A 22,393-nucleotide genomic window follows, 5' to 3' on the forward strand; every position below is an offset into this window, starting at 1 on the left:
GTCAGAGTACGACGATCAGAGTCTTGCGGATCAGGGCTGTGCAGGCTGGCCGACACGCAGCAGGCTGTTCATCAGCGCTTCGATATCCTCGGCCGCCTCGCACATCGGATGGCGGGTCAGCAGGGGAACCTGGTTGCGGATGGCGTCGCGCACCTTGTCGTCGCGACGCACCACGCCGGCCAAGGGCGGTGAATACTTCAGGAAATTTTCGGCCGCCTTGTTCAGTTTAGCATAGGTGCGCTCGCCCTCGCGGGTCGTCGCTGCGATGTTGATCACCACACGCACATCGGCGTTGCGATCGGCCATCCGCGCCAACTTGATATAGGCATAGGCATCGGTCAGCGCGGTCGGCTCGTCATTCGTCACGACTACAGTGATGCCGGCAGCCATCGAGAAGGTACGCACCACGGCATCGACGCCGGCGCCCAGATCGATGATCACGCGATCATAGCTCTTGGCCAGCAGCATGAGTTCGTCGCGCAGCGCCGTCATCGCCGCCTGGTCCAGCGTGGCGAGCGAGGCCGAACCTGACTTGCCGGCGATGATGTCGAAGCCCGCTTCCGACGGCATCACGGCATCGGCCAGGCTGAAGCGGCCGGCGATCACGCTGCCCAGGTCGCGGTCAGGCATCAAGCCGAGCTGGATATCGACATTGGCGAGGCCGATATCGCCATCGAAGAGCAGCACGCGCTGGCCCTGGCGGGCGAAGCTGTGTGCCAGCGTGACCGAGAGCCAGGTCTTGCCGACACCGCCCTTGCCCGAAGCGATGGCGATCACGTTGGACATGCGCTGCGCAGCCGATGGATGGCGGATCGGGCGAGCGGCGGCGGAGGGCGTCGTCGGCGTTTGCGTCATGGCGATCACGGTCATTCTGCGGCCTTCATGGCTGCGGGTTTGGGGGCGAAGTAGCGGCTGTCGATCTCGGCATCAGGCGAAACGGAAGACTGGGCATCCGGATCGGCCAGCAGGCGATGGGCCAGCATCAGGGCATCGAAGCGTTCGAAGCCCTTGCCGACAAAGGCGCTGGCGCTGGCATCAGCGAAGGCCAGACCGCCCAGATCGGCGGCGGTGACCAGTGCGCCGAGGCGACGGGCCGAATCGAGACGGGTGGCGACATAGCGGCGGGCGCCCAGCGCCACGGCCTGCGCGGCAAGTTCGCCCACTTCCATGGCGTCGGTGCCGGCGGCGAAGACGGCGACCGGCTCGGCGCCGCTGGCCTGGATCAGCTCTTTCAGGCTCCGGCGTTCGGCCGCGTCATGCAGGTTGATGCCCGCGGTATCGATCACCAGCTTGGCCGATGGCGGTACGGTATCAATGGCCAGTGCCAGATCGCGTGCGGTCGGCGCTTCCATGAAAGGCGTGGCCATGACGCGACAGAGCGCGGCCAGCTGTTCGCCGGCGGCGGCGCGGCTGCCGTCGCAGGACACCACATGCACGCCGCGACGGTCGATGACGCAGCGCGCGGCCAGCTTGGCCGCCACGATGGTCTTGCCGCTGCCCGGCGGGCCGATCAGGATCACCGGCCGGTTGTCGCTGCTCAGGCCCGGAAAGCGATAGGTCTCGTCCAGCGCCTCGGCCAGCGCGCCGACGGCGTCGTCGAGACCAACGCGCATCGCCGCCTGGGCCAGACGCTCGGCCACATGAGCCGGCACGCCATGCCACTGCAAGGCGCCGAGAATCAGTTCGCCCACCTGCTCGGGATTGTGATCGGCGAAATCATCGCCCGGCACGAACAGGCGACCGTTGCCCTGGCCGTAGCGCATCGCCTGCGCTTCCGGCGTCACGAAGTCGTCTTCGGTCTGCTGCTCGATGGCTGCCGTGATCTCCACGCCCTCGCCGTTGCGATGGCTGTAGGTCGACACGATGATCGCGTCTTCGCCCAAGGCCTGGCGCACGAGGTCCATTGCCTCGCTCATGGTCGCCGCCTGGAAGGTCTTGAGCCGCATCGTCTAGATCGTCCTCAGATTTGGGCCACTGTCCGAAGCTTGGCCTTCGGATGGATTTCCTGCTGTGACATCACCACGGTGGCCGGGCGGAAACGCTCGATGATCGACCGCACATAGGGGCGGATCGTCGGGCTGGTCAGCAGCACCGGCATATGGCCTTCTGACGCCATCCGTTCGAAGGTCTGGCGCACCTGGGCGATAAAATCCTGCAGACGCGAGGGCTGCATGCTGAGCTGACGCTCCTCGCCCTGGCCGACCAGCGCCTCGGCGAAATTCTGCTCCCATTGCGGCGACAGCGTCACCAGCGGGATATAGCCGTCCGGGCTGACATTGGCGTTCGAGATCTGGCGCGCCAGACGCGAGCGCACATGCTCGGTGATCTGGGTGATCGACTGGGTATAGCCCGAGGCCTCGGCGACCGCCTCCAGGATGGTGGCGAAATCGCGGATCGACACGCGCTCGGCCAGCAGATTCTGCAGCACGCGCTGCACGCCGTTGACGTTGATGCGGTTGGGGATCACTTCGCTGACCAGCTTTTCGTTGTTCTTCTTCAGCTCCTCGATCAGCTTCTGCGTCTCGGCGAAGCTGAGCAGGTCGGACATGTTGTCCTTCACCACTTCGGTCAGATGCGTGGTGATGACGGTGCCCGGATCGACCACGGTATAGCCGCGGAACATCGCCTCGTCGCGCATGTTGTCATCGACCCACATGGCCGGCAGGCCGAAGGTCGGCTCCACCGTCTCGATACCGGCCAGCGCGATGCGTTCGCCGCGCGGATCCATGACCAGCAGCATGTTCGGCCGCACTTCGCCGCGCGCCGCTTCCACTTCCTTGACCCGGATTACATAGGTGGTGCCGGGCAGCTGCATGTTATCCAGGATGCGCACGCTGGGCATGATGAAGCCCATGTCGATGGCGATCTGGCGGCGCAGAGCCTTGATCTGGTCGGTCAGGCGATAGCCGCGCGCATCGTTGATCAGCGGCAGGAGGCTGAAGCCAAGTTCCATGCGCAGGTCGTCGATGGCCAGCGCATTGGTGACCGGCTCATCCAGCGGGCTGACCGGTGGCAGCGGTTCGGGCGGCGGCACGAAGGCGGCGATCTTGGCATTCTTCTCGGCCTGCAGCGAAGCATAGGCCAGACCGCCGGTGACGGCGGCCAGCAGGATGAAGGGCAGGAAAGGCATGCCCGGGATCAATGCGAAGGCGCCCGCCAGCACGGCCGACATGGTCAGCGCCTTGACCGAGGAGAGCTGGCGCGACAATGCCTTGTCGGTGGAGCCGGTGACGCCGCCCTTGGACACCATGATACCGGCGGCGACCGAGATGATCAGCGCCGGAATCTGCGCCACCAGGCCGTCGCCGACAGTCAGGATCGAGTAGGTATTCAGCGCCTGGCTGAAGCTCAGGCCGTTCTGGATCACACCGATCAGGATGCCGCCGATCAGGTTGATGAAGGTGATCATGATGCCGGCAACGGCGTCGCCGCGCACGAATTTCGAGGCACCGTCCATCGAACCGAAGAAGCTTGACTCGTCTTCCAGCTCCTTGCGGCGGATGCGCGCCGTCGCCTCGTCGATCAGGCCGGCCGACAGATCGGCGTCGATCGCCATCTGCTTGCCCGGCATCGCGTCGAGGGTGAAGCGTGCCGACACTTCGGCGATACGGCCCGAACCCTTGGTGATGACGACGAAGTTCACGATGATCAGGATCGCGAAGACGATCACGCCGATCACCAGGTTGCCGCTCATGACGAACTGGCCGAAGGCCTCGATCACATGGCCGGCGGCATCGGTGCCTTCATGGCCCTTGCCGAGAATCAGGCGGGTGGAGGCCAGGTTCAGCGCCAGCCGCAGCATGGTGGTGATCAGCAGCACGGTCGGGAAGCTGGAGAATTCCAGTGGGCGCTGGATGAACAGGCAGGTCATCATCACCATGACCGAAATGGTGATCGAGATCGCCAGGGTGATATCGAGCAGCCAGGTCGGCATCGGCAGGATAAGCACCGACAGGATGGCCATGACGCCGACAGCCAGCATGATATCGCCATGCTGGCTGATGTTGCGCATCCAGCCGAATACGTCGCCGCCACCGCCTTGTGAGGCGGCCGGAGAATTCTCCGCCGGCAGGTTCTCGGCCATTACCCGTTACTCCTCAACCCCGTAATGCATCACAGCCTCAGGCCGTGACGCGCGAGCCTTCATTGGCAGCCGGAACGGCCATGCCCTCGTCGGTATACTGCTTCAGCTTGTTGCGCAGCGTGCGGATCGAAATGCCCAGGATGGTCGCCGCATGCGTGCGATTGCCCAGGCAATGCTTCAGCGTGTCGATGATCAGGTCGCGCTCCACATCGGCCACGGTGCGGCCGACCAGATTGGGCGCCGGGCCGGCCTCGCCGCCCGCGGCGCCATCGCCGACGGGGCGGCCGATCGCATCGGCCAGCGCCGTGCCATCGGGCAAGCGGATGTCTTCCAGTTCGATCTGCGTGCCCAGCGCCAGCAGCACGGCACGATGCATGGTGTTTTCCAGCTCGCGCACATTACCGCGCCAGGGCGCCTGCTTCAGGGCTTCCAGCGTGGTGGGCGCCATCGGCCGCTCCGGCACGCCATTGGCCTCGGCATATTTCTTCAGGAAATGGCCGGCCAGCAATTCAACATCGGCCGGACGCTGGCGCAGTGCCGGCAGCTTGATGTTCACGACATTGAGGCGGAATAGAAGGTCTTCGCGGAAATTTCCCTTGGCCACTTCATCGGCCAGGTTGCGGTTCGAGGTGGCGATGACGCGGATATCCACCTTGATCGGCTTGTTGCCGCCGATGCGGTCGATCTCGCGCTCCTGGATGGCGCGCAGCAGCTTGGCCTGCAGGCGCACGTCCATCTCACTGATTTCATCCAGCAGCAGCGTGCCGCCGTTGGCTTCCTCGAACTTGCCCAGACGCCGCGCCACCGCACCGGTGAAGGCACCCTTTTCATGGCCGAACAGTTCGGATTCGAGCAGCGATTCCGGAATGGCGGCGCAATTCAGCGACACGAACGGCTTGTCGCTGCGCGGCGAACGCGAATGGATGAAGCGCGCCATCACTTCCTTGCCGGTGCCGCTTTCGCCGGTGATCATCACCGAGGCGCCGCTGGGCGCGATCTGCTCGGCCAGCTTGACCACCTGGCCCATAGCCGGGTCGCGGAAAATCATCTGGTGGCTGTCTTCGGCCACCGCTTCCAGCACGGCGGCGATCAGGTCGGCTTCCGGCGGCAGCGGCAGGTATTCCTTGGCGCCGGCGCGGATCGCGGCGACGGCGGCGCGCGCATCGTTGCCGATGCCGCAAGCAACCACCGGCAGGCTGATGCGTTCATTCTTCAGGCTGTCGACCAGCAGCTTCACATCCAGGCTGACGTCGATCATGGCAAGATCAGCGCCCTTGCCGGAGCGCAGGGTGTTCAGGGCCTGTTCGATATCGTCCACCTGCATGACCTTGGCGCCGCGCTGCAACGCGATGCGCGTCGCTGCACCAATCTGTCCGTTCAGTGTGCCGATAATGATCAGTCGCATATCGTTTCGCCCCGACTTCCCGCTTTAATCCCGGCTTTCGCCAACACAGACAAACTCCGGCCGCATCAACCGCCGCGGCCGCCCTTGATGATTTCCGTCATGGTCACGCCCAAGCGGTCTTCCACGACCACGACTTCGCCGCGCGCCACCAGACGATTGTTCACGTAGATGTCGATTGCTTCGCCGACCTTGCGGTCGAGTTCGACCACCGCGCCACGACCGAGCTTCAGCAGCTGGCTGACCTGCATGTTGGCCTTGCCCAGCACGGCCGAGACATGCACCGGAATATCGAACACGGCCTGAAGATCCGCTGCAGTACGCGCTGCATTGGGATCTTCGTCATCCATCATGCCTGCGGTTTGCCCCAGGTCCTTCAGTTCAAGATCATCACTGTCAGCCATAAACCCTTACTCCTCGGTCGCAAGCTGCGCCTGCAGCCCGGCGATATACCGTTCCACCGCCTGGGCGACATCCTTGTCCAGCGCCGCCTGGCGTCGTTCGGCCGAGCCATCGGCCCAGTTGATGCGGCAGTCGGTGACCGCCATCGTCTCGTCGGGGACCAGCGCGATCTTGCCGCCGAAGCCCGACTGGGACACCAGCTGGTCGATCTTCTGGTCCAGATGCTGGATCACGCTTTCGGCGGCCCGCACCACCAGGCGCGGCTCATCGCGCATGTCGTCCATGCAGCGCAGCACCAGCGCCTCGATCTGGTCGAAGGGCTGACGCTCGATCAGACTGCCGGCCAGCTTGCGTGCAATCGCGACGGCCAGTTCGGTCGCCTCAGCGCGCGCCGCGACCTGGGCGCGTTCCTCGCCAGCCGCGATGGCGCCCAGTTGCTCGGCGATCGCCTGCAGCGCCCGCTCCAACCGCACCTGATGTTCGCCATAGGCGGCCTCGCGACCCGCGGCCTCGCCCTCGGCATAGGCCGTGCTGCGCGCCGTGTCGATTTCCTCGACCGAGAATTTCTGCGGCGGCGGCTTGGGCGCGTACGACCGCTCCACCTTCGGGCGGGTGCCGTCGAAGGGCATGTCGAACAGGAATTTCGCCTTGCTTGCCATAATGCGCTACGCCGCGTCCCTTTTAGTAAATGAGCTCGTCTTCGCCCTTGTTGTCGGCGAGCATGATTTCGCCCTTGGCCGCCAGTTCCTTGGCGGTCGTCACCATCAGCATCTGCGCCTCGTCCACGTCCTTCAGACGCACGGGGCCCATCGATTCCATTTCCTCGCGCAGCAGCTTGGAGGCGCGTTCGGACATGTTGGAGAAGAACAGGTCGCGCAGCGTTTCGGAGGCGCCCTTGAGCGCCAGGCCGAGCTTTTCCTTCGGCACGTTCTTCAGCAGGGTCTGTACGCCCGAGGGATCGAGCTTGATCAGATCCTCGAAGGTGAACATCAGCGCCTTGATGCGCTCGGCTGCGTCGCGGCTGCGCTCTTCCAGGGCCGCGAGGAAACGCGACTCGGTGTTGCGATCCAGGCTGTTGAAGATTTCGGCCATCATTTCGTGGGCGTCGCGGCGGTTGGTACGCGCCAGGTTCGACATGAATTCGGCGCGCAGCGTCTGCTCCACCTTGTCGAGCACTTCTTTCTGTACGGCTTCCATGCGCAGCATGCGCATGACGACTTCCATCGAGAATTCTTCCGGCAGCGCGGCCAGCACGCGGGCGGCATGCTCGGGACGGATCTTCGAGAGCACGACGGCGACGGTCTGCGGGTATTCGTTCTTCAGGTAGCTGGCCAGAACGTTTTCGTTCACGTTGGCGAGCTTGTCCCACATGGTGCGGCCGGCAGGACCGCGGATTTCCTCCATGATCTGATTGACGCGCTCGCTGGGCAGCGCCTTCATCAGCAGTCGCTCGGTGCTGTCGAACGTACCCGTCAGCGAACCGGTGGAGGAGAAGTTGTTGACGAATTCGAGGAACAGCTTTTCCACGACGTCGGAATTCACCGCGCCGAGGTTGGCCATGTTCTGCGAGATTTCCTTGATCTCTTCGTCGTCAAGCAACGGCCAGATCTTGGACGAATGCTCCTCGCCGAGCGCGAGCATCAGGACGGCAGCCTTGTCGGGGCCTTTGAGCTGTCGGAAATCTTTTTCTGCCATGAGGCGCTCCTAGATCGCAGCCGTCAGGTGGTCTGATAGAGCCAGTTGCGGATGATCGACACAGCCTCTTCGGGATGCTTGTCGACGATCTCGCCGATCTTCTTGAGCGACGAGGCCTTCACCTGGCCTTCGATACGCGCAATGTCGATCATCGATTCGATGCCGGGCGTCGGCGGCGCCATGCCGGCATCAGGCGCGGCCGGCAGCTCGGCGATCGGCGCGCCACCCACCACCATGGGCAGGCCCGGCATCGCCGGCGTCAGCATGCCAGGCGGAATATCGTCGCCTTCCTGCGAGGCTTCCAGCACGCGCTTGATCAGCGGACGCACCACCAGCAGCATGGCCAGCAGGCCGAGCAGCACGTAGCCGGCGATCTCGCCGATGCGGAACAGGTCGGCCTTGGTCATGCCCATGAAGACCGGCAGGCTGGCCGGATCGATCTCTTCCGGAATGTCGCCCGGCTCGGCGAAACGCATGGTCACCACTTCGATGGTGTCGCCGCGCTGCTGGTCGAAGCCAATCGCGTTGCGCACCAGCGCATTGAGCTGCTGCATCTCTTCGGGCGAACGGGCCTGGTAGGAGCGCTGGCCCTGGCCATCGACCTGGATGATGTTGTTGACCAGCACGGCGGCCGAGACACGGCGCAGTACGCCGGCCTCGCGCACCTGGGTGCGGATGGTCTTGGAAATTTCGTAGTTGACCAGTTCCTCGGTGCGATTACCCGAAGACGACTGCTGCGAGCCGCCCTGGCCCTGCGCTTCGGGCAGGTTGTTGGCGACCGAGACGTTCTGCTGGCCTTCCGAGCTCTGGTTGTTTTCGGTGATGGTCTGGGTCGAGCGCACCACCTGCTGGTCGGGATTGAACAGTTCCTGGTTGGTGGTGACGCGGTCGAAATCCATGTCGACCGAAATCTCGGCGCGCACATTGCCCACGCCGACCGAACGCTCGAGCAGTGCTTCGATATTCTTGCGCAGGCGCTCTTCGGTCTGGCGGCGCATATCGGCCATGCGGCCGGCGGTGGCCGTGGCCGGATCAGCCTCTTCCTGGGTGCCGGCGAGCAGGTTGCCACGATCATCGATCACAGCGATGCGGGTCGGCTTCAGGTCCGGCACGGCCGAAGCGACGAGATTCTGGATGGCTCGGACCTGCGGTTGGTCGAGACGACCGACCTTGGTCTTGATCACGATGGAGGCCGAGGGCTCGCGCTGGTCGCGGCTGAATACTTCGCGCTTGGGCAGCACAAGATGCACGCGGGCTGACTGCACCTGCTCGATCGAACGGATGGTGCGGGCGAGTTCGCCTTCCATCGCGCGCAGATGATTCAGGTTCTGCATGAAATTGGTGGCCGACAGCGCGTTGGCCTTGTCGAAGATCTCATAGCCGGCGCCGCCGCCGGACGGCAGGCCGCCTTCGGCCAGCTGCATGCGGGCGCGCAGCACGCGGTCTTCCGGCACCAGGACCTGGGTGCCGTTATTGGCAATCTGATAAGGGATTTTCTGGGCTTCCAGGCGATTGACGATCTCGCCCGAGGACTGCAGGTCCAGGTTGCCGTAGAGCAGCGCCATCTTGGGCTGCGTGATTTTCATACCCAGGAATACGAAAAAGCCGATCAGCACGGCCGCGGTCGCCGCCAGCATCGCCAAGCGAGCCGGACCGATATTCCGCATCATATTCATAATACCATTCACGGCATCACCCCATGCACCAGGCACGCGTTGCGGCAGGCCCTTCCTGCCTTGTGTGCAAGGTAGGAAAGCGGGATGAAGGAGAGGTTAACATCCCGGCAAAATTTGCCTACCGGGATGTTGCCCTGAATGGTGAGATTTATTTAGCGCTTTACGGGGAAATACGGACCGGGCGCAGGCTGCGCTCCGGCAGGGTGCCGGGCCTATATTCTTGTAAACGGGTGGTGCGCAGACCGGGCATGCCATGCTGGTCGATGGCGCGCTGCCAGGAGAGGAATTCTTCCACCGTCAGCGCGTAGCGCTGGCAGGCGGCATCCAGGCTCAGCAGGCCCCCGCGCACCGCGGCCACGACCTCGGCTTTTCGGCGGATTACCCAGCGTTTCGTGTTGGACGGCGGCAGGCTGTCCAGGGTGATGCGCTGACCTTCGGGTCCGATCACGCTGGCCTGGCCGGACACGGCGGACATCTGCGGCCGGCTGGGGAAGCTGTGGAGGTTCTGCATGGTGGTTATCCGCCTTTCTGACGCACGGGTGATGATGAAGGAACTCAGCTGCGCACCGCGGCGATTGCGGTCGCCGGCAGGCCGAGGGAGCCGATGAGGAAGATCGCCTGGAAGTTCTCGTAGGCCAGGCTCTCGATCTTGCCGCGACCCAGGATGTCGACCGTGACCGCCTGATTGTCGGAGTTCTTGGCTTCGACCTTGAGGCTGTAGACCTCGCCTTCCTTCGCCGTGGTGCCGTCGGTCTTGACGCCATTCCAGCTGAAATCGTGGCGGCCCTTCGTGGTGTCGCCGGTGGTCTCGTAGACCACCTTGTTCTCGGCATCGAGGACCTGGATCTTGGTGGCCGTCGAATTCGCCGCCATGCCATAGGTCCAGCGCGCATTGCTGCCCTGCATGACGCTGCTCTGGGTGAAGAACTCGACGTCCTTGCCGATGTAATTGACGTAGGAGCCGTTGTCCTGCGGGAAGATCGGCGCCTCCGGCGCTCCGCGCAGCTTCAGCACTTCAGAGGCGGCATACTTCTCGCCGTTCACGACCAGGAAGTCCTGGCCATCGACGCGTTCGATCGACGAGACGACGCCGCGGGTCTTGACCGTGGTTTCCATCTTGTTGCCGGTGGCGTCCTGCGCCACGACTTCCAGCTTGTAGTCGCCAAACGGCGCCTTGCCGCCGCCGGCCAGCGTGCCGTCCCAGGTGAAGGTATGCTCGCCCTTGGTCTTGTCGAGCTGGGCGGTGTGAATGACCTTGCCGCTCTTGTCGATGACGCGCAGTTCGCCCGCCGTCGCCGTCGACGGAAGATCGTAGAGCCAGCCCGCAGACTGGGTCGAACTGAGCGTCGACTTGTTCGACTCGATGTCGATGACCTTGCCGATATAGCTGACGAGGTTCGAGCTCTGCTGCGAACCGACCAGCGCGATCAGCTTTTCAAGGTTCTTGTTCTGGTTGATCGCCTGCTCCACCTGGCTGAACTGCACCAGCTGCGTGGTGAACTCCTTCGAGTCCATCGGAGAGGTCGGATCCTGGTTCTTCAGCTGCGTGGTCAGCAGCGTGAGGAAGGTATCAAAGTTCTTTGCCAGCGACACACCGGCGTTTTCCGACTGCGTCGGATTCGTGTTGGTGGTGCTCGGGGTGCTGGTGACTGCGGTAACCATGATGGTTCTCCTCGCGAAAACTTAAATCTTGATATCGAGACCGCCGCGGGCGGCGGCGGCGCGCTGCGCCTGGGCGGCAGCGGCCTGCACCGGATCGATGCGGGTGGTCTCGGCATATTCGTCGTGACCGCGACCACGGCGGCCGTAGCCGCCCTGACCATCGCGGCCTTCCTGGGCCTGGTTCTGGTCGCGCAGCGAGAAGCTGAGTGAATTCTGGTCGGTCTTCAGGCCGGCATCGCGCAGCGACTGCTCAAGGCTGGCCGAGTCCTTCTGCAGCATCTGCAGGGTTTCCGGCTTGTCGGCGGCGATCACGGCCATCAGACGGCCGTCCTGGCCGACTTCCAGCTTCACTTCCACCTGACCGAGATTGCCCGGATCAAGGCGGATCGAAATCTTGTCGAGGCCTTCCGAAGCGCCCTTCTTGATCTGCACGGCGACCTGTTCACCGGCAGTGACATAGGCATTGAGCCCGCGCGCCAGCGTCTGGTTGCTGGCATGCTGGCTGGCCGCAGCGGACTGCGCGGCCGGCGTCTCGACGATGGCCTGCTGCTGCATCACATGCGCCGGTGCATGCTGGGTCGCGGCGACATTCAACGGCTGCGCGGCCTGGGCACCGAGATGCGTCTGCAGGGCGGCGGCGAATTTCACATCCGGCGCGGCATTGAGCTGCTGCTGCTGGGTCTGGGCCTGCAGCTGCTGCTGGAGCAGCGCGGCATCGGCATGATCATCATCATTCTGCATAGCCATCAGTGCAGCCTGATCGACCAGCGGCTTCGGCGCGGCGGCAGCCACCGCCTGCACATCAACGGTCAGCGACTTGTCGTTCTTGCCATCGGCCTTCGGCATGGCGACGCCGGTCGCCTGAACGACCTGCACCTGAAGCTGCGGCTCGGTCGTCACGGTCTGAACATTCTGCTGCAGCTGGCTTTCAGCCTGCGCCTGCAGTGTCTGCCGGATCGCGGCGAAATCTTCCTTGGTCATGGTCTGCTGCTGCGACAGCAAGGCAGCCACGCTGGTCTCGGTCGCGTCCTTGGCCACGGCGGGAGTGACGGCCTTCAGCGCGGCGTCAGCAGCCTGCGGTGTCACCGGCACCTGCACCGGGGTTTCGACCGGCGTCTGCACCGGAGCCACAACGGCCTCGACCGGCGCAGTCTGCGCGGCGGCAGCGAGCACCTGCGCCGCTGCATCGGCAGCAACCGGGGCCGGCGCGGCAGGAATGGTGGCGGCGACAGCCGCGGCAACCGTCGGCACCACGATCGGCGCAGCAGTCTTGGCATCAGCGGCAACGGCTGTCTCGACCACCGGCGCGGCGGCCGGCACCTGGACCTGCAGCAGGTTCAGGATCAGTAGCGCATCCGGGGCATCGGCCACCACGGGCTTGGTGGCGTCGTCTTCCAGCGTGTCGTCTTCAGCGGTTTCGGTTTCGCCGGCAGTCGGCTTGGCGGCATCGGTCTTCGGCTTGTCGTCGGCCTTGGGCGCGGCATCCTTGTCGGCCGGCGCAGCATCGGCGTTATCCTTGGCCACCGGCTTGTCATCGGCCTTGGCGACCGGCTTCTCGGCGGGCTTGTCGACAGTCTTTTCCGGCGGCGCGGCATCGCGCGCTTCGGTCTCGGTCGGCTTGGCGGCCGGCGCGCGGGTTTCGGTACGGTCTTCGTTGCGGTCGGCCGGACGCTCGGCGGGGCGCTCAGCGCGCTCGGCCGGACGGGTTTCGGTACGCGGGGCGGGAGCCTGGTCCTGGGTCACCTGTTCGCTGCTGCGGGCCACGGCCTGGCTGCCGGTGCCGTAAAAGGCGTTCTGCAGGACGCGCGAGAAATCCTCCGCCCGGCGGCCGATATCGTCGGCGGCGGGAGCGGAAGTGGGGGTGACTGCACTGTTGACCGAGGTGACTTGCATGGGAATCCTCATTCGACACGCCTCTGGTAGCAAGCGCCGGGCCAACTCGGTTTTCATATTTAAGACATTGATATTACTTGATTAAATTTCAGAGGCCGGGCCAAAACCGGGGTCTGGAACTGCCGGCCGGCAATTTCTGCCGGTACGCCCAGGCCGCTCCTGCCGGTCGCCTTGGCCGGGTGGAGCGGCTAAGGTCCCGCCCCATGTCAGACCCGTTCCAGACTGCGTTGCAGCACCAGCAGGCCGGCCGCCTGACCCAGGCCGCCGAGATTTACCAGGCCATGCTGCGCGGCAATCCCCAGCAGCCCGAAGTGCTCTATCAGTTCGGCCTGCTGCACCATCAGGCCGGCCGCCCGGCCGAGGGCGTCAAATACGTCCAGCGCGCCCTGTCGCTGCAGCCCGGACAGACCGCCTATTTCAATACCGCCGCCATGCTGTTCATCGCCGCCGGCCAGCCGGCCGAAGCGCTGCGCATGGCCGAGCAGGCGCGCAGCCGCAACCCCGACAGCGCCGAGGCCGCCAACAATCTGGGGCTCGCGCTGGCACTGCTGGGCCGGCCCGCCGATGCCGATGCTGCCTATGCCGAAGCCCTGCGGCTGCGGCCCGCCTTCCCCGAGGCGCAGTTCAACCGCGCCAACCTGCAGCGCGAACGCGGCGACTACGCATCCGCCATTGCCGCCTATGGCGCCCTGCTGCAGGACGCGCCGCAGTTTGTCGCCGCGCGCGTCAACCTGGGGATCGCACATGAGCTGGCCGGCGACCTGCTGTCCGCCACCGAAGCTTATCGCGCGGCGGCCGAGCAGCAGCCGACGCTGGCCGTGGCACATCTCAATCTCGGTCTCGCCCTGCAGAAGCAGCATCGTTTCCGCGACGCCATCGCCGCGCTGAAACAGGCCGTGACGCTGGATGGCAATCTTGTCGTCAGCCACATGGCCATCGGCCAGTCGGCGCGCGAGACCGGCGATACCGCCACCGCCATGCAGGCCTTCCAGCGTGCGGCAAAGCTGGCACCGGACCACCCCGAGGTGAAAGCTGCGCTGTCGGGCTTGCTCAGCGGCCTCATCCCTGGCTGGCATTTCCCCATGCTGGCCGACACGGCGCGCAACGAGGCTTTCGATGCGGCGCTGAAGAAAGCCGTGACGCCTGGCATGACGGTACTGGATATCGGCACCGGCTCCGGCCTGCTTGCGCTGATGGCGGCGCGTGCCGGCGCGGACCGCGTGATCGCCGTAGAAGCGCATCCGCTGATCGCGGAGACCGCGCGCGAGATCGTGGCACAGAACAAGGCCGAGACGCGCATCACGGTCATCGCCAAACGCTCGACCGAGATCGACCCGCAGGCCGAAATGACGGCACAGGCCGACCTGATCGTGGCGGAAGTACTGGATGCCGGCCTGATCGGCGAAGGCATGCTGCCGACGGCGCGCGATGCCTTGAAGCGCCTTGCGAAACCGGGCGCGCAGATCATTCCCGCCCGCGCGCAGGTGCTGGCGCAGGTGGTCACCCTGCCAGTGCTACGCACCGTCAATCCGCTGCGCGGCATCAGCGGGTTTGACCTCTCGGCCTTCGACAAATTCCGCAACACCAGCGCGCATGGCAATGTGCGGCTCGATCACGAGCGCTATGAGCCGTTGAGCGACGTGCTGCCGGTGCAACTGGTGGATTTCGCCAATCCGCCCGACTGGACCCAGCCGCAGAGCATGCCATGGCAGGCATCCATAACCACGAGTGGCACGGCGCAGGCACTGGTCTTCTGGTTCGACCTCTGGCTCGACGACGAGATCATGCTGTCGACCGGCCCGGGCGGCGCCATGCGCCACTGGGGCCAGGCCACCTGCTGGCTGCCCGAGGATCGCGTGGTGAAAGCCGGCGACAGCCTCGCCTTCACCGTCACGCTGGCCGACACCTATATCGACTTCGTGCTGGCATAAGCCGCAAACGGCGCTAGACTCAGGGTCATGAGCATCCCGCCGAAAAAACCATCCGGCGCACCACCGCGCCCGCTGGCTCCCACAGCCGCACCGGTGTCGACCGATGCCGAGCCGGCCGAGAAGGAGCAGTTGCAGTCCAGCGAACTGGACGAGCTGACCCATGCCGAATACCGCCTGCTCTATGACGAGGCCGCACGCAACGTGCTGTTCGCCAAGCGGCAGCAATGGCGCGTGCTGGAATACTTCACGCTGCTGTCGCTGGCCCTGGTCGCCATCGGCATCGTCATGCCATTCGCAGCCGATGTGGCCACCTTCGTTTCCGGCTTCCTAATCCTTGTCGCCGTCGCCATCGTCGCCGTGCTGCTGATGCTGCAGGTCTGGCAGAATCGTGAACATGCCAAGCAGGCCTATCTGGCCAGCGACCTGTCGAATTTCGCCCGCACCGCCCGCCGCCTCAAGCCGAAGACCAGCAGCGATGTCCATCGCTACACCATCCTCGGTGCGATGATCTTCTATGTGATCGTGCTGGCGATGGTGATCGTGCGCCTGCTCGGCGACATCGGTCGCTAGACGCTTCAGTTGAACAGGTAGCTGTCCATCGCCAGCGAGCCATAGGCGAAGCTGGCATGCAGGCGTTCGGCTGCCCTGCCCGGCGTCGCAGCACCCAGCGCCACATAGAGCGGCAGCAGATGCTCGTCGGTCGGGTGGTTCATCGCCGCATGCGGCGCCTGCTGGCGGTAATCCACCAGTGCTGCATCGTCGCGCTGCGTCAGCTTGTCTGCCATCCAGTCGGCAAAAGACTGGGCCCAATCCACAACAGGCCCGCTGTCGCGGCGATCGAGCTCGCGCAGGTTATGCGTCAGCGAGCCCGTCGCCATGATCAGCACGCCGTCATCGCGCAAGGGCGCGATCGCGCGGCCGAGCGCCATGTGATGCGCCGGCGAAAGATCGGGCTGCATCGAGAGCTGCAGCACCGGGATATCGGCCTGCGGATAGATCAGCAGCAGCGGTGACCAGGCGCCATGATCGAGGCCACGGTCAGGATCCAGCCGCGCCGCAAGGCCGGCATCGTCGAGCAGCGTCTTCACGCGGCTAGCCAGTGCGGGCGCGCCAGGTGCAGGATACTGCTTGGCGAACAGCGCCGGCGGAAAGCCATAGAAATCGTGGATGGTGGCGGGCTGCGGCGTCGCCGCCACTTCGGGCGACGCGGTTTCCCAATGCGCCGAGATCGCGAGGATCGCTGTCGGCTTGCTCCAGCGCGTGCTGGCCTGCAACAGGAACTGATGCGCCGGACGCTCTGGCTCGAGCGTCAGCATCGGGGAACCATGACTGATGAACAGGGCCGGCAATGACATGGGCATCACCTATGCCAGCAGCGCCGGCCCCGCAAGACGTTACTTGCCAGTCACCACCGGGCGCCTGATCGAGCCATCCACGACTGAACCGGTCCAGTCGGCCGGACGGGCGCGGAACAGGCCAGCCACACGGGCGACGACGCCCTGCATAGTCCCGGGGCGGAACTGTGGGGCGCGATGACGCAGATAGGCGACTTCGTCGGGCGAGATGTGACGGACGGCCGGGAAGCCGTCACCGATCTGGAAACGCTTGTCGATGTCGGTCATCAGGTTCGTATGAGTCGTATAAGTCATGAGGGAGGCCCTCCTCTTTCCGGGTGGACTGGTCATGACCCTACGTCGCGTCACACTTTTCATTAATACGGAGATATGTCATTATTTAATGACTAAAATTCATAAATAGGCTAGTTATGGACCGCTATGGAGAGATGCAGGCCTTTATCCAGGTGGTCGACCAAGGTGGTTTCACCGAAGCCTCTCGGCATCTGGGCCTCTCACCCTCAGCCGTCAGCAAGCTGATCTCGCGGCTGGAGGACCGGCTGGGTGCGCGACTGCTGCAGCGGACCACGCGGCGCGTCAGCCTGACCGCCGAAGGCCGCGTCTATGCCGACCAGGTGCGCGAGATTCTCGCTGATATCGATGCAGTGGAAGCCAGCGTCGGCGGCGCCGAGGCCGAGCCGCGCGGCATGCTGCGCATCAACATGACACATGGCTTCGGCATGACGCAGATCGTGCCGCTGCTGCCCGGATTCCTCGCCCGCTATCCGAAGATCACCGTGCACATCACCTTCGCCGATCAGGTCGTCGACCTGGTGGCTGAGGGCGATGACGTCGGCATCCGCATCGGGACGCTGCATGACGATGCGCTAATCGCGCGAAAGCTTGGCGAGCATCGCCGCATCATCTGCGCTGCGCCTGCCTATATCGAAAAATTCGGCATGCCGCAGACGCCCGACGACCTGGCGCAGCATAACTGCCTGCTGTTCGACGGGCCCGAGAGCCTGAATGAATGGCCATTCTACGCAGTGGATGGCCGCATCGAGCGGCGCCAGATTCACGGCAATTTCCGCAGCAGCAATAGCGATGCGATCTTCCGCCTGCTGCTGGATGGCGTGGGGCTGTGCTATGCGGCCGATTTCAGCATCAAGCCGGCGATCGAGGATGGACGGCTGGTGCCGGTTCTACCGCACCACACGGCCGACATCCTGCGGCCGATCCATGTCGTGTATCCGGCGCGCAAGCATCTGGCCGCCAAGGTGCGCGCCTTTGCCGATTATCTGATCGAGCAGTTCACGCCGGAACCGCCCTGGCTAATGAAGCCGTAATTTAGACCAGAACCTGCTTCACACTAAGGCTTGGGCTGCCTTGATCAGCGCCGCGATCTCGGCCGGGCTCTTGTCAAAGGAGCAGACGAAGCGGCAGAGCGACCCATCCGCGCTCCAGGGATGGAACTTGGCGCCCTGCGCGCGCAGGCCATCGGCCAGCTTGGGCGGCAGCACGGCGAAGACCTCGTTGATCTGCACCGGCGTGGTGATCTGCACGCCGGGAATGCGTGCCAGGCCATCGGCCAGTTCGCGTGCCGCCGCATTGGCCTGACGGGCCAGCTTGAGCCACAGCCCGTCCTGCAGCATGGCCAGCAGCTGCACCGACAGGAAGCGTGCCTTGGAGAACAGGTGACCACCGCGCTTGCGACGATAGAGGAAGCTCTCGGCCAGCTCGGGCTTGAAAAATACCACGGCTTCCGCGGCAATAGCGCCGTTCTTAGTGGCACCGAAGCTGAGCACGTCGACGCCGGCGCGCCACGTGATGTCGGCGGCCGAACAGTTCAGGCCGGCGACGGCATTGGCGAAACGCGCGCCATCCATATGCAGGCGCATGTTGTTCTCACGGCACACACCGGCGATATCGGCGATTTCATCGGGCGTATACAGCGTGCCGGATTCGGTCGCCTGCGTGATGCTGACGGCCGAGGGCTGCGGGTTATGCTGCGAGCCGGCCCAGCCGAGCGACAATGCGTCCTTCAACGCATCGAGGCTGATCTTGCCATGCTCGCCCGGCAGATTGACCAGCTTGGCGCCGCCGGTGAAGAATTCCGGCGCGTTGCATTCGTCGGTGACGATATGCGCATCCTGATGACAGTAGATCGCGCCATGACCAGGACTGATGCAGGCGAGGCTCAGCACATTGGCGGCCGTGCCAGTCGCGACGGGAAACACCTTGCATTCGCGATCGAACAGTACCGAGAAGGCGCCATCGAGCTCCATGCTCCAGTCGTCGGCGCCGTAAGAGGATTGCGTGCCCTTGTTGGCGGCGAGCAGGGCTTCCATGATCTCGGGGGCGGCGCCGGCCACGTTATCGCTGCGAAAATCCATTTCAAGAATCCTGCTGTTCAATCTCGAGGGCAAGCGGTGCAAATCCGGTCGCGGTGGCGTTTGGACACCAGGCCTGCGGTGCATCCGCGCGTCCATCCTGCACCGCGCTGATCAGCCAGACCAGAGCCGTATCGTAAATCATCGCCGCATCCTGCGCCGAGGGCGACGGCCGGCCATTGGGATGGCTGTGCCAGTGACCAATTATGCGATTGGTTCCACCTTGTTCACGCAGCCGGCGCATCACGGCAACATGCGTGGCGGGATCGAGTTCGAATTCACGCTCGGGCGTCGCCGCCAGATTGGCGGCCGGCACGATCTCGGTGACCCGCAGATCGGCATCATCGCCCGTCCCCACCAGCAAGGCGCAGGCCTCGCGCGGGAAAACAGCCTCCGCCAGCACACCCAGCTCGGCCATTTGAACTGCGGTGAGCCGCAGGATCATTTCTCGACTTGGACCGTGATGCTGCCCAGCGGCTTCAGCGTCTCGCCGTCGAGTGCATAAAGCCGCTCGGTGCCATCCGCCAGCCGCACCCGCAGCACGATGCGGTTGCCGGTCGACAGCACATCGGCGACGCGGCTGTTCCTGGGCAGGCTGAACACCATGTCCTCGATCGCCACGCTGCGCGGAGCCGCCGCAGGGCTGCTGCCCGTGCCGCTGGCCGTGCGTTTCGGCCCGCCGGTCATGATCAAAACGATCAGCAAAGTGGCGAGACCGACGAAGATGACGCCCAGACCGATGACGACAGCCTTCAGCCACCGTATCTTGAAGGTCTGTCCCTGTGCTTCGCTCATTGTAAAGAAATCTCCAGTCGCATGTCCGACGCCCCCAACCCGATCATGGCCTTGCAAGACCTGCCGCCCGTTCCGCCGGAGACCGCCGGCGAACGGCTCGACCGCTATCTGGCGGCTGTGCTTGCTACCCTGCCAGGTGGCGAGGAAGCGTCGCTGTCGCGGTCGCGGCTCAAATCGCTGATCCTCGACGGTCATGTGCAGCTCAATGGCGCGACGATAACCGACCCCTCGCGCAAGATCAAACCAGGCGAGGTCTATACCGTGGGCCAGCCGGCCGCCGTGGCGGCGATTCCGGAAGCGCAGGACATTGCGCTGACTGTGATCTACGAGGATGACCAGCTGATCGTGGTCGACAAGCCGGCCGGGCTGGTGGTGCATCCGGCACCCGGCAGCCCCGACAGGACCCTGGTCAATGCATTGCTGCATCATTGCGGCGACAGCCTGTCAGGCATCGGCGGCGTGAAGCGGCCCGGCATCGTGCATCGCATCGACAAGGATACGTCCGGCCTGGTCGTGGCAGCCAAGACCGACCGCGCCCATCACGGGCTGGCCGCGCTGTTTGCCGAGCATGACATCGAACGCAGTTACGATGCGATGGTCTGGAGTCATCCCAATCCGCTGCAGGGCACCATCGAGGGCGCGATCGGCCGCGACCCGAAGGACCGCAAACGCATGGCCATCGTCGAGCGCGGCGGCAAGGATGCGATCACGCATTACGCCACACAGAAGATGATCTTTGATGGCAAGGGCCAGCCGGTCTGCGCGCTGGTGCGCTGCACGCTGGAGACCGGCCGCACGCACCAGATCCGTGTGCATATGACGTCAAAAGGCAATGCGCTGATCGGCGATCCCACTTACGGCCGCGCCCGCAACCTGCAGCGCTATCAGCTCAGCGATGCAGCGCGTGCGGCCTTGAGCGGCTTCAAGCGGCAGGCGCTGCATGCAGCGACGCTGGGCTTCCGCCATCCGGTCAGCGGCAAGGAGCTACGCTTTGAAAGCCCGCTGCCGGCGGATTTCGCCACCCTGCTGAAGCTACTCTCCACCCAGCGCAATACACCGCGCTAAAGCTTGAACGCTGCGCGCATCGCGGCCTTCATGGCATCCAGCGATTTCGCCTTGGTCTCAGCATCCGGACCGCCGCTGACGCCCATGGTGCGGCAGACGGCCTGCGCCTTCTGGTTCGCACCTTCAATAGCGCGTCCGCCAGGGCCGACGGTCATGATGCCGGAGGCCTGCTCGATCCAGCTTCTGTCGGCCTGTTCGACATAGACGCATTTGGCGTTGTTCTCGCCGTTGGCGATACTGTACGGTCGGCCGCCGCCATCCCAGCCATGCTGCGCCTTGGGGTAGACGATGGCTTCGATGTTGCCGCCACCCGCCTTGATCTTCTCTGAATAATCCAGACAGGGCTGGCTGCCGACATAGGTATCCGCACCGCCGATCAGCACCAGCATCAGCGCGTCGGTGGTTTTCACATTGAGATACTGCGTGCCGCAACTGGCATAGAAAGGCACATGCAGGGCAAAACGGGGCCCGCCGGGTGCGAAGCGTTCGGCCACGGCGACGAGCGCGCTCTGCAGTGCCACCGTGCCGCCCTTGGAAAACCCGGTGATCCCGATGCGCGCCGGATCGAGGCGCGGATGCGTGGCGGCTACCTTCAGGGCACCGAAGGCATCGGCCAGCACGTCATTGTTGGTGACGGTGCTCTGGTCAGCCACCGTGCTCTTCACGCCGCGCGGCGTGAAGGAGTCCGGGATGATCGCCGCCACGCCCATGGCGATGAACTCGCGCGCATAGGCATATTCACGCTCGTTGGTCACGCCGCCGCTGCCGTGGTGGATCACCATGGCCGGCAGGCCTTTGGCTCCGCCTTCGGGCAGGAACAGTTCGGCCTTCACGGTCACCGGTGTGCCGCTGCGCGACTGCCCCTGGAATTCCAGGATTTCCTTGATCTGCGCCTGCACCGGCCCGGCCAGAAAGGCAGCCAGCAAGACCAGACCGAATACCCCTGTTTTCATCCGCCCCATGACCACCCCTTGAGGTTGCACCCCGCCTGTGAGCACTATCACAAAAGCGTTTTAACCCCGCAACCCCGGGCTTTCACAGTCGCACTTCTGCCGTATTTGGCCGTTCATCTCATTGCAAATGAAAGACAGGGCACCCATTTCTGAACCAGCGCCGGACGCCGAAAGAGCGCGACCGGCCGGGGGAGTTTCACCGAAGATGTCGACCGTCAGCCTGCCCGCACTGTCCTCTATTGAAGGGGGCCTTGCCCGCTACCTCGCCGAAATCCGCCGCTTCCCCATGCTGGAAGCGCAGGAGGAATACATGCTTGCCAAGTCCTGGCGGGATCATGGCGACGTGCAGTCCGCGCATAAACTGGTGACCAGCCACCTGCGTCTGGTGGCCAAGATCGCCATGGGTTATCGCGGCTACGGCCTACCGGTCGGCGAACTGATCTCCGAAGGCAATGTCGGCATGATGCAGGCAGTGAAGCGCTTCGATCCCGATCGCGGCTTCCGCCTCTCGACCTATGCCATGTGGTGGATCCGCGCCTCGATCCAGGAATACATCCTGCGCTCGTGGTCGCTGGTGAAGATCGGCACGACCGCTGCCCAGAAGAAGCTGTTCTTCAACCTGCGCCGCCTGCGCGGCCAGATGAAGGCCATCGATGGCGGCCAGCTCACGCCCGACCAAGTGGAGAAGATCGCCACCCAGCTCGATGTGTCGAAGGACGAGGTCATCACCATGGACCGCCGTCTGGCCGGTCCGGACAGCTCGCTCAACGCGCCGCTGCGCAGCGACGAAGACGGCGGCAGCGAGTGGCAGGACTGGCTGGTCGACGAGACACCGAACCAGGAAGCCCGCCTGGTGGACGGTGACGAGTTCGACAGCCGCAAGGCGCTGCTGACCGCGGCAATGGCGCAGCTCAATGAACGCGAGCGCGACATCCTGGCCCAGCGTCGCCTGACCGAAGAACCGACCACGCTGGAAGACCTGTCGGCGCGCTATGGCATCAGCCGCGAACGCGTGCGCCAGATCGAGGTGCGTGCCTTCGAGAAGCTGCAGAAGGCCGTGCGCAATGCCGCCACCCAGAAGGGCATGAACGGCGTACCTGCCGAAGCCTGA

22 protein-coding genes are annotated in these 22,393 nt (G+C 64.5%); 5 read left to right on the plus strand and 17 right to left on the minus strand.

What is annotated here, in order from left to right; genetic code table 11:
* Positions 1-30: 30 nt before the first annotated feature.
* From AC1RRE_RS00180 to AC1RRE_RS00230, 11 genes are all read right to left on the minus strand, one after another.
* Positions 31-870 (minus strand): MinD/ParA family protein, encoded by an 840-nt coding sequence (locus tag AC1RRE_RS00180; RefSeq protein ID WP_492979020.1) that lies wholly within the window; start codon positions 868-870, stop codon positions 31-33.
* Positions 867-1,946 carry a flagellar biosynthesis protein FlhF gene (locus AC1RRE_RS00185; RefSeq protein WP_492979021.1) on the minus strand — a complete coding sequence of 360 codons (1,080 nt, stop codon included), beginning with the start codon at positions 1,944-1,946 and terminating at the stop codon, positions 867-869. Before AC1RRE_RS00185 ends, AC1RRE_RS00180 begins: the two co-directional genes overlap by 4 nt.
* A gap of 14 nt (positions 1,947-1,960) precedes the next feature.
* Positions 1,961-4,084 carry a flagellar biosynthesis protein FlhA gene (gene flhA, locus AC1RRE_RS00190; protein WP_492979022.1) on the minus strand — a complete coding sequence of 708 codons (2,124 nt, stop codon included), beginning with the start codon at positions 4,082-4,084 and terminating at the stop codon, positions 1,961-1,963.
* A gap of 37 nt (positions 4,085-4,121) precedes the next feature.
* Positions 4,122-5,489 carry a sigma-54-dependent transcriptional regulator FlbD gene (gene flbD, locus AC1RRE_RS00195; RefSeq protein ID WP_492979023.1) on the minus strand — a complete coding sequence of 456 codons (1,368 nt, stop codon included), beginning with the start codon at positions 5,487-5,489 and terminating at the stop codon, positions 4,122-4,124.
* Between the two features lie 65 nt (positions 5,490-5,554).
* Positions 5,555-5,890, minus strand: coding sequence for a flagellar motor switch protein FliN (gene fliN / locus AC1RRE_RS00200; RefSeq protein ID WP_492979024.1), 336 nt, complete (start codon positions 5,888-5,890; stop codon positions 5,555-5,557).
* A 6-nt stretch (positions 5,891-5,896) separates the two neighbouring features.
* Complete coding sequence (locus AC1RRE_RS00205; RefSeq protein WP_492979025.1) at positions 5,897-6,547, minus strand: FliH/SctL family protein; 651 nt, start codon at positions 6,545-6,547, stop codon at positions 5,897-5,899.
* A gap of 22 nt (positions 6,548-6,569) precedes the next feature.
* Complete coding sequence (fliG, locus tag AC1RRE_RS00210; RefSeq protein WP_492979026.1) at positions 6,570-7,583, minus strand: flagellar motor switch protein FliG; 1,014 nt, start codon at positions 7,581-7,583, stop codon at positions 6,570-6,572.
* A 23-nt stretch (positions 7,584-7,606) separates the two neighbouring features.
* On the minus strand, positions 7,607-9,259 hold the full coding sequence (gene fliF / locus AC1RRE_RS00215; RefSeq protein WP_492979027.1) for a flagellar basal-body MS-ring/collar protein FliF: 1,653 nt from the start codon (positions 9,257-9,259) through the stop codon (positions 7,607-7,609).
* Positions 9,260-9,419: 160 nt separating this feature from the next.
* On the minus strand, positions 9,420-9,770 hold the full coding sequence (sciP, locus tag AC1RRE_RS00220) for a CtrA inhibitor SciP (protein WP_492979028.1): 351 nt from the start codon (positions 9,768-9,770) through the stop codon (positions 9,420-9,422).
* A 44-nt stretch (positions 9,771-9,814) separates the two neighbouring features.
* Positions 9,815-10,921 (minus strand): FlgD immunoglobulin-like domain containing protein, encoded by a 1,107-nt coding sequence (locus tag AC1RRE_RS00225; protein ID WP_492979029.1) that lies wholly within the window; start codon positions 10,919-10,921, stop codon positions 9,815-9,817.
* A gap of 21 nt (positions 10,922-10,942) precedes the next feature.
* Positions 10,943-12,814, minus strand: coding sequence for a flagellar hook-length control protein FliK (locus tag AC1RRE_RS00230; RefSeq protein ID WP_492979030.1), 1,872 nt, complete (start codon positions 12,812-12,814; stop codon positions 10,943-10,945).
* Between the two features lie 203 nt (positions 12,815-13,017).
* Here AC1RRE_RS00230 and AC1RRE_RS00235 point away from each other — a divergent pair, with 203 nt between their 5' ends.
* Together AC1RRE_RS00235 and AC1RRE_RS00240 are read left to right on the plus strand one after the other, a co-directional pair.
* Positions 13,018-14,745 (plus strand): tetratricopeptide repeat protein, encoded by a 1,728-nt coding sequence (locus AC1RRE_RS00235; RefSeq protein ID WP_492979031.1) that lies wholly within the window; start codon positions 13,018-13,020, stop codon positions 14,743-14,745.
* A gap of 27 nt (positions 14,746-14,772) precedes the next feature.
* Positions 14,773-15,315 (plus strand): hypothetical protein, encoded by a 543-nt coding sequence (locus AC1RRE_RS00240; protein WP_492979032.1) that lies wholly within the window; start codon positions 14,773-14,775, stop codon positions 15,313-15,315.
* Between the two features lie 5 nt (positions 15,316-15,320).
* On the opposite strand, the gene AC1RRE_RS00245 is transcribed toward AC1RRE_RS00240, so the two are convergent.
* Entirely contained in the window at positions 15,321-16,100 is a 780-nt protein-coding gene (locus AC1RRE_RS00245) for a DODA-type extradiol aromatic ring-opening family dioxygenase (protein WP_492979033.1), read from the minus strand.
* 39 nt (positions 16,101-16,139) lie between these two features.
* Positions 16,140-16,394, minus strand: coding sequence for a hypothetical protein (locus tag AC1RRE_RS00250; RefSeq protein ID WP_492979034.1), 255 nt, complete (start codon positions 16,392-16,394; stop codon positions 16,140-16,142).
* Positions 16,395-16,510: 116 nt separating this feature from the next.
* Here AC1RRE_RS00250 and AC1RRE_RS00255 point away from each other — a divergent pair, with 116 nt between their 5' ends.
* On the plus strand, positions 16,511-17,425 hold the full coding sequence (locus tag AC1RRE_RS00255; protein ID WP_492979035.1) for a LysR family transcriptional regulator: 915 nt from the start codon (positions 16,511-16,513) through the stop codon (positions 17,423-17,425).
* Positions 17,426-17,443: 18 nt separating this feature from the next.
* On the opposite strand, the gene AC1RRE_RS00260 is transcribed toward AC1RRE_RS00255, so the two are convergent.
* From AC1RRE_RS00260 to AC1RRE_RS00270, 3 genes are read right to left on the minus strand one after another with little or no spacing between them, the layout of a single operon-like run.
* A complete protein-coding gene (locus AC1RRE_RS00260) occupies positions 17,444-18,472 on the minus strand; it encodes a threonine aldolase family protein (RefSeq protein ID WP_492979036.1) in 1,029 nt (342 codons plus the stop codon).
* Position 18,473: 1 nt separating this feature from the next.
* A complete protein-coding gene (locus tag AC1RRE_RS00265) occupies positions 18,474-18,887 on the minus strand; it encodes a M67 family metallopeptidase (protein WP_492979037.1) in 414 nt (137 codons plus the stop codon).
* 23 nt (positions 18,888-18,910) lie between these two features.
* Entirely contained in the window at positions 18,911-19,264 is a 354-nt protein-coding gene (locus AC1RRE_RS00270) for a hypothetical protein (protein ID WP_492979038.1), read from the minus strand.
* A 21-nt stretch (positions 19,265-19,285) separates the two neighbouring features.
* Between AC1RRE_RS00270 and AC1RRE_RS00275 the strand changes: the two genes are divergently transcribed.
* On the plus strand, positions 19,286-20,329 hold the full coding sequence (locus tag AC1RRE_RS00275) for an RluA family pseudouridine synthase (protein WP_492979039.1): 1,044 nt from the start codon (positions 19,286-19,288) through the stop codon (positions 20,327-20,329).
* Here AC1RRE_RS00275 and AC1RRE_RS00280 read toward each other — a convergent pair.
* Entirely contained in the window at positions 20,326-21,291 is a 966-nt protein-coding gene (locus AC1RRE_RS00280; RefSeq protein ID WP_492979040.1) for a dienelactone hydrolase family protein, read from the minus strand. The genes AC1RRE_RS00275 and AC1RRE_RS00280 overlap by 4 nt on opposite strands.
* A 196-nt stretch (positions 21,292-21,487) precedes the next feature.
* Here AC1RRE_RS00280 and rpoH point away from each other — a divergent pair, with 196 nt between their 5' ends.
* Complete coding sequence (rpoH, locus tag AC1RRE_RS00285) at positions 21,488-22,393, plus strand: RNA polymerase sigma factor RpoH (RefSeq protein WP_492979041.1); 906 nt, start codon at positions 21,488-21,490, stop codon at positions 22,391-22,393.

The organism is Ferrovibrio sp. GW821-FHT12D07 (assembly GCF_058807275.1).